This window comes from Veillonella sp. S13053-19 (genome assembly GCF_002959835.1).
GTDB classification, from domain to species: Bacteria; Bacillota; Negativicutes; order Veillonellales; family Veillonellaceae; genus Veillonella; species Veillonella rogosae.
The window spans coordinates 1-13,200 of sequence record NZ_PPDA01000011.1; the positions used below are offsets into that span (position 1 = coordinate 1).

Consider the following 13,200-nt stretch of genomic DNA (forward strand, 5'->3'; position numbering starts at 1 on the left):
AAAAAAAAGGTGTCCTTTAGGTCGGAAAATGTCCCTTAATAAGTCGGAAAATGTCTCCTTATTATGATCTATGCTGGTATTCAGTAATAAAAAAATATAGATAAATACTAGCTTTCTTTGATATCCAGCATCATAAATTCAATAGCTAAAAAAAAGGTGTCCTTAACAAAAAAAAAGGTGTCCTTAACCTAAAAAAAAGGTGTCCTTAACAAAAAAAAAGGTGTCCTTAACCTAAAAAAAAGGTGTCCTTAACCTAAAAAAAAGGTGTCCTTAACCTAAAAAAAAGGTGTCCTATACCACTTATAAACCCTTATAATTTCTAAGCTAGCAGGGTGCCTAAAAGAATAAAAGAGAATAAAAGATTATAAAAAAAAAAAAAATAAAAAATATTAATCCTACATAGTCTTATATTAAAATTTCAAAGCGTAATTATTTTTTTCTTTTCTTCAACTCTTTTATATATTAATCATCATTTAACAACATAGTTAAAATAGTGCATATATTTTTAGTCAACATATAACCATACAATAAAACATAAAGAAATATAATTTAATGGTCAAAAAAATCAAATAAAATAGCTTAAAAAAAAAGGTGTCCTTAACCTAAAAAAAAGGTGTCCTTAACCTAAAAAAAAGGTGTCCTTAACCTAAAAAAAAGGTGTCCTATACCACTTATAAACCCTTATAATTTCTAAGCTAGCAGGGTGCCTAAAAGAATAAAAGAGAATAAAAGATTATAAAAAGAAAAAAAATAAAAAATATTAATCCTACATAGTCTTATATTAAAATTTCAAAGCGTAATTATTTTTTTCTTTTCTTCAACTCTTTTATATATTAATCATCATTTAACAACATAGTTAAAATAGTGCATATATTTTTAGTCAACATATAACCATACAATAAAACATAAAGAAATATAATTTAATGGTCAAAAAAATCAAATAAAATAGCTTGTATTCGATTTTTATATTTTTCTAGTATTATTTACTATAAAAATAATAAAAAGAGCATACAGGTCAAATAAATGAATTTTATATTAGAATTGGATAATATATGTTATTTTGCAGAAAAAGGGGACCTATAGGTCGGAAAATGTCCCCTTATGGATCTAACTTAGCTAAAAAAAAGGTGTCCTATTAGATACTAGTTAGTATTCTATATAGTTTATAAATGTAGGTATTTACTGCATTTATAGGTGATTCTAACACATTAATATTCTGGCTAAAAAAAAGGTGTCCTATTTTGCAGAAAAAGGGGACCTATAGGTCGGAAAATATCCTCTTATGAACCAACAAAAAGGGTACCTATGCTCCACACTTTGGGGTCCTATACCCCTTATAATTGCTAAGCTCGCATGGTGCCTAAAAGAATAAAAAAGAATAAAAGATTATAAAAAGAAAAAAATAAAAAATACTAATCCTACATAGTCTTATATTAAAATTTCAAAGCGTAATTATTTTTTTCTTTTCTTCAACTCTTTTATATATTGATCATCATTTAACAACATAGTTAAATAAGTAAATCAAAATTGTACATTTAAAAAAGCCACTATTATTATAGTGGCTTTTAATAATTTAAATTACATTTTTTTTACATTAATAAAAATTATTTTAATACAAAATATTTGAATTAAAGAAAGCAGCTACTCATAGTTTATAGTAGCTGCTGTTATATTAATCTAAATAATATTGGTTTGAAATAGAATTTATCTTCCCATAGTTTTTCCTACACTTTTAATAAAGCTAGTTAATTGTGATTTCACTGCTTGCAAATCACGAGGCTTACGAAGTAAATTAGCTGCTTGATTAAGTCCTATTTTTTTTTGCTTTATAGAATCAGCGATTTCTTTTGTTAACTGTTGACCTAATTGAGGCTTATATTTTTTTATTACATCTTCCAATGAAGTACCTTTTTGAATCGCTGTCTTGAGTTCACTAGCAATTGTTTTTTCATCAGCTGGTACAGGTGATTTTAAATCTTTATCAAAATCAATCTTGAATTTTTGTAGTAATGTAGACTTTAATTCCTGTTCTACTTTTGGCAGCCTTTTTTGAATAATTTTAAAAATACGTTTATCTGTAAGTGTTTTATTATCATTATGAGCAATCTTATTTCTTAGTCTTATCATATTATTTAGATCAGGTTGATTTCGCAACTGGCTTAATTGCGTGTCATTGCTTTTAGTAATAACATTAATTCTTTCACCAATTGATCGCAATAACTCCTTATACCCTTTTAGATACATAGGATCAATTTGTTCTACCTGTTTGAAAGCCTTAATATGAGTTGATAATGTATCACACTCTTCTAATGCTTCTATCAACTCATTTTGTTCTCTCGATAATTTTGTTTGTTGTTTTGCCATAATACACTCTATTTATCTTCATAAATTAGAATAGATTTTTGATTGAATTTATATTTTATGTAGTTATGATCTGAGTCTAAAATATCCATATCTGTAATTTGGCATGGAATATGAAGATGACTTTCAAAATCATCAATCATATCATACCAATCTAACATATCTAGTTCTTCAGTAACTTCAGAATCTTCAACCATAAATTCCATATCCATATCTATAATTTCAGTATTATCAGCATAGTAACCAAATAAATAGGCCGATTTAAAACCATATTTTTTAAATAAAGGAGTAGTAATTTCTTTAATTTCGTTTAGTGTAATTTCTTTTTTTGTTGTAGTTACTCTTCCCATGTATATCATCCTCTCTTCTTATTAATAGTAAATGTATTATACCATGAAAAAACATTAATGCAAGTTAAAATAAATTATTTAGCATTAAAATAATTTATTTTGAAATATATTATTTTTCAGCCTTTTTTATATGTTTGCAAGTTGGATAATTAGTACATCCTATAAATTCACCATATGGGCCCTTCTTTTTAACCATAAATCCAGTATGACAAACTGGACAAGGTTCTTTTTTAAAGGTATTGCTACTTGTTTTAGCTTTATTTGGATTTACTACATATTTGCAAGAAGGAAAATTAGTACAGCCAATGAAATTACCAAATTTACCTTTTTTGGTAATTAATACACCTTTATTACATTCAGGACAAGGTGTTACATCAGGTGACCCATCTGTTTTTATATGACATAAAAATTTACATTCATTATTAGAACAAGCATAAAAATCATGATTAGTTTTAGTTGAATGTTTTTTATGTAAGTATCCTGTATGACAAATAGGGCATCCATAGGTACGATCCATTAAAGCTTCTATAGCTTGCGTTATAGAGTCAGGATTATTGATAATATCTGTAATTAATGATTTAGTATCATTAATTACTAGAAGTGGATCTAGATTATTTAATTCTATGTCGGAAAGTTGTAATTCAATATTTGCTGTAAAAATAGGGGATTTTATACAATCTGGCAAAGCCATTACTAAATTACTACCTTTATTAGTAATTCGTAGATAGTTACCTTCTTTATAAATCAACTCTGCTTGGAGTAGTTCGTCAATAATAGTAGATCTAGTAGAAGGTGTGCCAATACCTTTAATATCTTTAAGTTTTTCTAATTCACTTACAGTAGCATCTTTAGTATAGGTATCTATATGATTCATTGCATGAATTAAAGTACCTTCTGTAAATAACTGAGGTGCTGCTGTCATACATTTAACTATCTTTATAGTATCAAGTTTATAGGATGAAGTATTAAAGATTTGAACAGGGTGTTTAGCACATGATTCTATATCAGAATCTTCACTGTCTTTATAAAATTTAGAATATCCATCTTGTAAAAGCTCTCGAGTTTTACATTTTAAAATATACTCTGTAGTATCTACACTTAAATCAATTTCTTTTTTTATTTCTTGATAAGGTAGTTGATACATTGCTGCTATATATCGTTTACAAATTGCAGCGTATACCAATTTTTCAGACTCTGACAATAACTGATATTCTTCATCAGTCATAACAGATAGAGTTGGAACAATAGCATGATGAGCTGTTACTTTATTTGTATTGAATATAGGAGAATTTGTAGTAAATTCATTTATTGTACAGCAGTTAGAACCAATAACATAAGATTTTTCTAATAGCTTTTCTATAATAGGAAAAGCTATTTCTTTTTGTGCCTCTGGTAAGTGTTTAGAATCTGATCGAGGGAATGAAGTATAACCTTTTTCATATAATAATTGTGCTGCTTCTAATGTAGTAGAAGGGGATAAAGCATGCAGCTTATTCATTTCTATTTGTAATGTATCTAGAGAATACAAATCATTGATTGTTTTCTCTATCATTTCTTCTTTAATAGAAGAAACCTCTACATATTTTCCTTGTAATTCTTGCTGGATAGATTGAGCAATAGACTCATCAGTAATAGGTGTTTCCCTTTCTAGTACAACGGTTTGTGATCCATTAGATGTACGGATAGTTGATTGGATTACATAATAAGGTGTAGGAAAATGCAAATCATGTTGTAGACAAGTTTTAAAGATTAGAGCTAGAGTAGGGGATTTCACTCGTCCTACTGGTAATGTTGTAGTAGTACCGACACTCTGGCCAATCTTAGTAAAAAATCGTGTTAAATTAATACCAATTAACCAATCAATACTTTTCATAGTATTACCAGCTGTAAATAGTGAGTTAAATGCAGAATTATCCTGTATTTTCTTTAGAGCAGTAGTAATAGATATATTATCAAGAGCATTTAATAATAAACGCTTTACAGCTCCTGTATAGTTTGCATTTTGAATAATCTCATCAACTAATAATTGACCTTCTCTATCTGGATCGCCTACATGATAGATACAATCAGCTTTATTAATTTCACGAAGGATAGATTCATAATGTAATTGATGTTGTTTTAATACTCTTTTTTGAATTGGTTCTGGGAAGATAGGTAGTGCTTTTAAATCCCAATGTTTATAGGCAGGATTATAGTGTTCTGGCTGAAATAAAGCTAAAAGATGACCTCTACACCAACTAATACAGTTACCTTGATCATTATAATAAAATCCCTTGCCTTTAATTGCATAGGTATCATTGTGACTATTAAAATAGGATGCTAATACATCAGCAACACTTTTCTTCTCGGTAATATACAAATGCATAAAATACCTCTCGATAAATATTATTTTTTATAAAAGAAGATATTAGAGTTAGTTTTTTTGTTTTTCTCTGGTTCAGTATTTGCATTTGGATAATATACAACTACATTTTTCTTAGGGCTAGATAGAGCTGGCTTTTTAGGTATAGAAGGGAGCAGAGGGGATTGATTAACTAACGTAGCATAGTCATTAGATACACTACTTACATAATTAGTTGTTTCCTCAAATGGTGGAATACCATTATAGGCTTGTACGTTACCTAAACCAGCATTATAAGAAGCTAATGCAAGTCTGACATTTCCGTTATTTGCTTGTAACATTTGATATAAATATCTTGCAGATCCATCTAAATTACTAGCAGGATCATTAGGATTAACACCTAATTCTGATGCTGTTTCTGGCATGAGTTGTCCATATCCAACCGCACCAGCAGAAGATACTGCATTATTATTAAATGAACTTTCGTTTCTAACTAAAGAAGCTAATAATAAAGGATCAACATGATTTTTAATAGCTGCTTTATGAATCATTGTAGATAAAATAGGATCTGCAGAAGGATTTACCTTTTGAATAAGTTGATACACTTTGTCATTCGCAAATGTAGATCCTCCAATTAATGTTAATGCTACTGTAGTAATAAATAATTTAGATTTCAATTCCATTGTTTTTTCTCTCTCTTGGTTTCTTTTTAGTATCATCCATAAATCGCATATTGCTACTCAATATATCCTTACCATTAGAAGGAGATAATTTACTTAATAATCGACTAAATTTATTTAAGCGATTAGCAATAGAAGCCGATTTATTAATTACCATTGTATGTTTTGATTCGCCAACTGCTATAGGTCTAGCATTAGGTCCAGATGATTGCTTATTAGAAGTAACAGGTTTAGATTTAATGATTCTATACTTCATTTTGTTATATACTTCATATTCTTTACGAAGTTGTTGTAAATGGTTATAACGCTGCACTTGTTTAGATTCATATTCTTTAGCTAATGATTTAGCTAATTCTTGATATTTATCTTGTAAATAAGGCTCTCTTATCTTATTTACAACCTGCGTATGTGTTTGCAATTCCCTAGTAAGCATAGCTGATTTTTCAAACTTTACATTAGCTTCCTTCGTCATACCAGCAGCCTTATATTCTTGATACTGTTTAAATGCTAAGGATTGTTTTTCTTTTATTGCGTGAATTTTATTTAATTTTTTACGATACTCACCTTTAGTTCGAGTATTAATAATTGAGTCTAGCATGCTCTCTTTTGTATACGAAACATGTTTAAATTTATTATATTCAACTTCTAATGTTTTGATTTGATGTAATAATTCTTGCTGTTTAGTATTGATTTCTTTAATTATATCTAGTTTAGATATTCTAACTTTAATCTCTTTAGGAAGAGATTGTTCTTGTTGTTTACGATGTTGGATGTCTTTAAGAATAGCAGTATATTTCATAACTGCTAATTTTTCTTTTAAGGCTGGATCAGATTCTAATTCTAAAATCAATTTAGCTTCATCATAGTATCCATTATCTACATATTTTTTAAACGTAACAATTTTATCTTTGTTTTTATAGATTGTACTAACATCAATACGTTCTTGTGCTGGTCTTTTTAGTAGTTCAGCTTTTTCTAATTGACCAGATTCTATTGCTTTTTCATATTGCTTTTTAATAGTATCAGAAGAAATTTCTTTATTAATATTTTTATCTTTATAAGCTTGATTTATTATCTCTTCCCATTCTTTACGTAAAGAAAGAAGAGTTTCTTTTTGTACCCAAATTCTATTTTTTTTATAACCACCAGAAAATGTTCCATCTTTTTTTATAGAAGATCGTTTGAAATATTCTTCCCTTGATGGTTCTTTTCTATTTCTATCTATCTCACGTTCACTAAACATAATATGAGCATGAATATTAGTTTCAGAAGGTGATAATGTAGCTGCTTTAGAATGTATCACTAGTGTATAAGGATGATTAGCAAAATGAGTATTACAATATTGCTTCATCAATTCAATATTCTCTTGTTCTGTTAATTCATTAGGTAAAGCAAGCTTAATCTCTCTAAATGGTCTACTTTTAATATTGGTATCATTTAAATCAGATTCATTCCAAAAGTCTTTAGCATCCTCAGCCCAGCTTGGTATATTGTTAGATTCTTGGAATATTAAATCTTCTCGTTCAACTCCGTTAGATATAAATTGATATTTACCATTTCTAGTTAAATAATCATGTTTAGACATAGAATGAGCAGCTTTACCTACTTGCATATTGTAATAGTAGGTTGCCATAAGATTATCCTTTTTACTATAACCGTAGGTTATCTAATTTTTAAGCCTATTATAAGGCTTAAAACCCATTTTTTCTATTGAATAATAGAAATGTGTAAATGGGCATTATCATGTTTTTTTTATTCGGCTTCGCCTCATTTTTTTTGTTTGGGTAATTTATTACTCGTGCTTAACAACGATATAAATAGTATATCACAAATTTTACATATAGTTGAACAATGTTTTAACTTGCTGTAGAATATATTTATATTTTGAGAACTATAGTATATAAAGAGAGGAACTAATGAAATCATTAAAAGAAGAATTTGAAAGCGAACCAAAGTCTTTTGCCTTGATTTATCTAGATATTACTAAATCTAGAAATGTATGGCGATTGATAGCTAGTATAGCCATATTAGCTAATTTAATTCTTGTGATCGTTAACGTATATACATTAACTAGTGTTAAATATATACCTTACATTGTATCTGTTAATGATACAGGAGAATTTAAAGGAATTGGTGTTCTTAATAAAATTGATTATGAACCTAAAGAAGGTGAAATTAAATATTTTATTAAAGAATACATTAAAGACTATGCTTCAGTACCTATTGATAAGGTTATTGCATCTCAAAACTTAGAAGAGTTGCAATATTTTAGTACTGACAATGCAATAAGTAAACTTACTACTGAAAAATATGCTGATAAGTTAAAAAATAAAATTGGTAAAGTAAGTACTGCTGTTGAAATTATTTCTATTAATAAACAAGCTGGTGCAGACAATGTATTTATTGCTCGCTGGCGTGAAAAAACCTTTGATAATCAAACAAAAAAAGAAACTGTAAAGGTATACTCTGGTACATTTTCTGTTATTGTCGATTCTAAAGGTCAAACTACGGAAGAGGAAGTATTACATAATCCTTTAGGTATATTTATTAATGATTTTTCCATTTCAGAAGAACAATAGTTGAGAGAAAGAGAGAGAATTATGAGAAAGAAGTATTTAAAATATTTGTGTTTTGCAGCTGTATCAACAATTTTATTAGCTAATACACCTAATGTATTAGCAGAAGATGGAACAGTATTTTATCCTAAAGAATCTAAAGGAATTCAACATATTTATGATTATAGTGACTCTACTCAAGTAGAAATTTTAGTTAAACCATTATACATAACTGATATTGCACTTCATGAAGGTGAAGAAATTACATCTATTACAGCTGGTGATACTTCTCGTTTTATGGTTGATACCGATATTGTAAATGATGTTCCGCATGTATATGTAAAAGCAACACAATATGGTATTCAAACAAACATGGTAATTAATACAAATGCTAGATCATATCGTTTTTTAGTTACATCTTCTGATGAAGCTGAATATTATGTTTCTTTTAACTATCCTGATACAGTTCCTGATTCTGTAAAAGCTGTAAAAGCAGCCACAGATAGAGAATTAAAAGAAATTAAAGCTATTCGACAAGCTGAAGAAAAAGCTAGATTAGCTAATGCTAACTACAAAGTAAAACAAAATCATAAAGTATATGATTTTGAAGTACCACAATTTATGTTTGATGATGGTACAAAAACATATATCAAAATTAGAAAAGAAAACAAAAACAACTTACCAACTATTTATTATTATGATAGTCGTATCCCTAAAGATAAATTACAGTTGGTAAATTACAGAATTAAAGGTGAATTTTTTGAAATCGATAGAGTCGCTCAATCTTGGAAGATTGTATATCAACAAGATGCCTACTTAGTAGTTGAACGTAATAACAAAGCGAAAATTGCAAAAAAATCGTCTATTAATTTACAACAAGGTAACACACATGAAGCGTTAGAATATATTGCTAATAAAAATTTAAACTACCCTAATAAAGTCGTTTTATTAGACCAAAAAGAGTCTTTAACAAGTGTTGAAAAAGAAAGACTCAATGAAATTAATACTATTGTTGATAAAAAAGTAGATGAATCCGTTAGCATTAAACTACAAGATAAAGAAGTTGTAATTGATAGTTCTGGAACAGGATCTGGCCAATCTAATGTAAGTGCTGATCAAGAGCTACAAAATGCACTAGCAGATATTCAAAATCAACGTAGCCAAGCTACATTAACAATGTAATAGGGGGCAATATGGATAATAGAGATAATCGTGAAAAAGTTGAATTTCCTAATCATCAACAAATCAATGATGAACAAGATTTTGTTGAAAGCAAATCATTTTTCTCTAAAAAAGCCTTCATTGTAGTTTTATTTGTTATTGCTGCAGTTATTTTCTACAGCATAATAAGTGCTGTATTAGGCCCATCTAAGTCAGATAACTCTGATAATAAGCCAAAACAAACAGTCACTGATATTAAAGAAAAAACAAATAAAAATAATAAAACGGATAGCTATAATGATGACCATGACCATAATCATAACGCTAAACAAGATGTTGTTACACCACCAGTAGAAACACCATCAGGACCTACACCAGAAGATCTTGAAAGAGCTGCAGCAGAAAAAGAGCGACAAGCTGAAGCAAAAGCAGCAGCAGCGGCTGCTGCCGCTGCTGAGGCTGCTGCTGCTCAATCTAATATTAAGTTTTCTATTAACTCTAATAAAACAACATCCACAGATCAACGGATTAATGATAGGTATAACAATAATAAAGGTTATATTCAAGTCATCCAATAGAGAGAAGAGAGAGATTTTATGAATAAGAAAATTGCTAAATATTTAACAGTAACTATGATGGCAGCTAGCTATGCTGTGTTACCTCAAATTTCAAGTACCGATGTGATGGCCGCCACTACTTCAGAACGTGTAAATTACGCTCCTGTAGATAATATTTTACAAGCTGGTACAGTTATTCCAGCAACATTATTAACAAGCGTTACAAGTGACAATTTAGAAGCTGATGTCATTGCACAAGTAAGACAGGATGTTTATGATTCTATAACTGGTACAAATATTCTAGTACCAGCTGGTACTCGTTTAATTGGTAAACCAACAGGTTATAGTGGTAATCGTATTAATATAGCCTACTATCGAATGATTTTACCTAATGGTGAAAGTATTAAAATGCCAGACTTCTCTGCTGTTTCTGGTACTGGTTATGCTGGTATGAAGGATAAACATTCTAATCATTCTTGGAAGCGTTTCCAAAACTCTATTTTATCGGCTACATTAGGTGTAGGTATGATTGCTGCTACTTCTAAACATACAAATAATGCTGGTGATCGTTCTTTTGGGGAAGAAGCAAAAACAGCAGCAGCTTCTGAACTTATTCAAAGCTTACAAAATAACTTAAAAGAAAAAGATAATGGTTCTAATATTAAATCTACAACAACAATTCGTATAGGGTATCAATTTAACGTATTACTTAATGCTGACTTAAAAATTAGACCATATGAAAGCTTATAATCATGAGAATGCTTAAATACTTTATAGGATTAGAACTTTTTGGTATCTATTTATCAGCTATATTCTTTAAAAGTAGACTGGAAGGGATAGGAGCGACTATCCCTGATGGTTATATATTAGAGATTGGAAGTATCAAACTATATAACGTATTTATCTTTTTACAAATTCTTATGGATTTGTTTGATGAACCAACTAAACAAACAAAAATATTCATATTAAAAAGCTTACTACCGTTTATTATTATAACGGTAGTTGCTTTATATCTATGTTTTGTTTTGGGAAGAAAAGACACTTCACAAGGATCTGCAGAGTTAGCAAATATTGATGATTTAAGGAAGTTGTATCTTTTTAAACGCACTAGTACATCGCCAATTATCGGTGTGTATGAGCCCACATGGTTAAAATCAATCTATTCTTTGATTTGTAACTTTGATAAATATAGGGCTTTACAAGTTAAGCCTCCAGCTTACAGGGTACAATTATTGCACCAATTTATTACATTCTTACGTAGAATTGGTATGCGTATGATTATTTATGGTAAAGCTGTAACACATTACTTAATTGTTGGTTCTACTGGTGCTGGTAAAGGTGTAGGTATTATCAATCCAACATTATTAGATGGCTGGAGAGAATCTTGCCTTGTAACTGACTTAAAAGGGGAATTATGGGATAAGACTTCTAAATATAGAAAAGATGTATTAGGCCACAAAGTAATGAAATTTGAGCCAGCTGGACTTGATCAGCATAGTGTTCGGTGGAATCCTATATCAGAAGTGCGATGGGGTACATCAAATGAAAGTAAAGATGTGGCTAATTTGGCAGCAACATTAATTCCTGATCCACAAGCAGGGGAGCCATTCTGGTCTGAATCTGCAAGAAGATTTTTAATTGCTGTAATTATCTATCTAAAATACCATCATTTGAAAGAAACACCATATCATGAAACTACATTAAAAGATGTTGTGTCCTTTTTATCTGGATCAGCTGTTAAAAATAAAAAAACAGGTGAAGTAAGTGGTGTATCATTACAAAATACACTTAAACAGATTTTAAAACATGAAAAAATGTTACCTGTAAATATGCCTGTATATAGTAATGGTAAATATACGATGCAATCTATAGGTATGAAAGAAATGGAGTATATCTCGCCAGAAGTTGCAACGAATAAGTTTTATCCTGATATGCATCCTGCAGTCCTGACTACATTCTTAGAATACTCTACCATTACTGAAAATACGTTTTCTGGTATTTTAACAAGTATTACAACACCTTTAAGCCCATATACGGAGCCTATACTAGCTAAAAATACATCAACGTGTGATTTTCATGTTACAGATTTAATGAGAGCTGATAGTCCTGTTACTCTATATATTGTATTACCTATAGAAGATCAGAAACGATTAGCACCTTTATTCAACTTGTTAATTGATATGACAATGAAAAAACTAACATCGGATGGTGTAGATGCTAATACATATCCTTTATTGCTGTTACTAGATGAGTGTGCCAATTTTGGTAAAATTGATTCTTTACAACGTACTATTACAGCTGCACGAGGATATAAAATACAGGTTATGATGATTTTCCAATCTCTTAAAGATCCTGATAGGGTATATGGAAAAGAAAATTCAATTATTAATAACTGTACAGTTAAGATATTCTTAAAGGCAAGTGATCTCAAAGAGAAAGAATATATTTCTAAGCAAATTGGTGACACTACAATTAGACAACATAATAAGAGTTATAATGGATTCTTTTTCTGGAACCATATGACAGAATCATCAATTAAAAGGGCTCTTATAAATCCTACAGAGGTTGGATTATTAAAACAGTCAGTGATTTTGATTGATGAAGAAAAGCCAATTATAACACCCTATCATTATTACTATTACGATGAGATGTTCACTAACAGAGAGGGGAAAGCTGATACATCAAGCCGTTTTACTGATGACTTTACAAACTGTATTAAAGCTTATGAAGAAACACATCCAGCATCAAAAGAAGTTGTTTCTGATAGTGCCGAAGAACTAGGAATCACAGAATTTGTAGAATCGATTATTTCACAAGATTCTATTATAGGTATTCAAGAATTTATCAATAATACTGATGATTTAGATCTAGATGATGTACAGTTAATCTATAGCACATATGTAGATTCTGAACTCATGGAAACAATCACGTTATTTGTCTTTGTTGATTACATTAATAGTATTTTGAGTAAAGAACATAAAGAACTAATCCACTTAGACGATACTGTCATAGATACTGATGATGAAACAGAGGCTTTTGATGATGATAGTTCACACAATGATGGTTTTTTTGATTTAAACTTAGATGAAATTAGAAAAGAGTATGAAGCTACATTACATAAAGGCCGATAAATCATCTTCATGTAAGTCTAGTGAAAGATAGGTATGATACATATTATATATCCAATCGTATAAG

Annotated in this window: 10 protein-coding genes; 5 read left to right on the forward strand and 5 right to left on the reverse strand. The window is 29.5% G+C overall.

Features of this window, described 5'->3' with window-relative positions; all coding sequences use genetic code 11:
* Positions 1-1,704: 1,704 nt before the first annotated feature.
* The 5 genes from VEHSUH06_RS07220 to VEHSUH06_RS07240 all read right to left on the reverse strand — a co-directional run bounded on the left by VEHSUH06_RS07220 (position 1,705) and on the right by VEHSUH06_RS07240 (position 7,344).
* Positions 1,705-2,364: a HepT-like ribonuclease domain-containing protein gene (locus tag VEHSUH06_RS07220; protein ID WP_105098341.1), complete on the reverse strand. Its 660-nt coding sequence runs from the start codon at positions 2,362-2,364 to the stop codon at positions 1,705-1,707.
* Between the two features lie 8 nt (positions 2,365-2,372).
* Positions 2,373-2,711 (reverse strand): hypothetical protein, encoded by a 339-nt coding sequence (locus VEHSUH06_RS07225; RefSeq protein ID WP_105098342.1) that lies wholly within the window; start codon positions 2,709-2,711, stop codon positions 2,373-2,375.
* Positions 2,712-2,820: 109 nt separating this feature from the next.
* Complete coding sequence (locus VEHSUH06_RS07230; RefSeq protein WP_105098343.1) at positions 2,821-5,076, reverse strand: DNA topoisomerase; 2,256 nt, start codon at positions 5,074-5,076, stop codon at positions 2,821-2,823.
* 20 nt (positions 5,077-5,096) lie between these two features.
* Entirely contained in the window at positions 5,097-5,735 is a 639-nt protein-coding gene (locus tag VEHSUH06_RS07235; protein ID WP_158251715.1) for a lytic transglycosylase domain-containing protein, read from the reverse strand.
* Entirely contained in the window at positions 5,719-7,344 is a 1,626-nt protein-coding gene (locus VEHSUH06_RS07240; RefSeq protein ID WP_233187907.1) for a MobA/MobL family protein, read from the reverse strand. The genes VEHSUH06_RS07235 and VEHSUH06_RS07240 overlap by 17 nt, the downstream gene beginning before the upstream one ends.
* Before the next feature lie 304 nt (positions 7,345-7,648).
* Here VEHSUH06_RS07240 and VEHSUH06_RS07245 point away from each other — a divergent pair, with 304 nt between their 5' ends.
* From VEHSUH06_RS07245 to VEHSUH06_RS07265, 5 genes are read left to right on the forward strand one after another with little or no spacing between them, the layout of a single operon-like run.
* A complete protein-coding gene (locus VEHSUH06_RS07245; RefSeq protein WP_105098346.1) occupies positions 7,649-8,311 on the forward strand; it encodes a type IV secretion system protein in 663 nt (220 codons plus the stop codon).
* 21 nt (positions 8,312-8,332) lie between these two features.
* Complete coding sequence (locus tag VEHSUH06_RS07250; protein ID WP_105098347.1) at positions 8,333-9,469, forward strand: TrbG/VirB9 family P-type conjugative transfer protein; 1,137 nt, start codon at positions 8,333-8,335, stop codon at positions 9,467-9,469.
* 11 nt (positions 9,470-9,480) lie between these two features.
* Positions 9,481-10,026, forward strand: a complete 546-nt coding sequence (locus VEHSUH06_RS07255; protein WP_105098348.1) for a hypothetical protein — start codon at positions 9,481-9,483, stop codon at positions 10,024-10,026.
* A gap of 18 nt (positions 10,027-10,044) precedes the next feature.
* On the forward strand, positions 10,045-10,755 hold the full coding sequence (locus VEHSUH06_RS07260; protein WP_105098349.1) for a TrbI/VirB10 family protein: 711 nt from the start codon (positions 10,045-10,047) through the stop codon (positions 10,753-10,755).
* A 2-nt stretch (positions 10,756-10,757) separates the two neighbouring features.
* Entirely contained in the window at positions 10,758-13,136 is a 2,379-nt protein-coding gene (locus VEHSUH06_RS07265; protein WP_105098350.1) for a type IV secretory system conjugative DNA transfer family protein, read from the forward strand.
* Positions 13,137-13,200 lie beyond the last annotated feature (64 nt).

Coding starts and splice junctions, on each gene's coding strand:
- VEHSUH06_RS07260 (WP_105098349.1), top strand. CDS start 10,045: ATGAATAAGAAAATTGCTAAATATTTAACAGTAACTATGATGGCAGCT.
- VEHSUH06_RS07225 (WP_105098342.1), bottom strand. CDS start 2,711: ATGGGAAGAGTAACTACAACAAAAAAAGAAATTACACTAAACGAAATT.
- VEHSUH06_RS07250 (WP_105098347.1), top strand. CDS start 8,333: ATGAGAAAGAAGTATTTAAAATATTTGTGTTTTGCAGCTGTATCAACA.
- VEHSUH06_RS07255 (WP_105098348.1), top strand. CDS start 9,481: ATGGATAATAGAGATAATCGTGAAAAAGTTGAATTTCCTAATCATCAA.
- VEHSUH06_RS07230 (WP_105098343.1), bottom strand. CDS start 5,076: ATGCATTTGTATATTACCGAGAAGAAAAGTGTTGCTGATGTATTAGCA.
- VEHSUH06_RS07240 (WP_233187907.1), bottom strand. CDS start 7,344: ATGCAAGTAGGTAAAGCTGCTCATTCTATGTCTAAACATGATTATTTA.
- VEHSUH06_RS07220 (WP_105098341.1), bottom strand. CDS start 2,364: ATGGCAAAACAACAAACAAAATTATCGAGAGAACAAAATGAGTTGATA.
- VEHSUH06_RS07265 (WP_105098350.1), top strand. CDS start 10,758: ATGAGAATGCTTAAATACTTTATAGGATTAGAACTTTTTGGTATCTAT.
- VEHSUH06_RS07235 (WP_158251715.1), bottom strand. CDS start 5,735: ATGGAATTGAAATCTAAATTATTTATTACTACAGTAGCATTAACATTA.
- VEHSUH06_RS07245 (WP_105098346.1), top strand. CDS start 7,649: ATGAAATCATTAAAAGAAGAATTTGAAAGCGAACCAAAGTCTTTTGCC.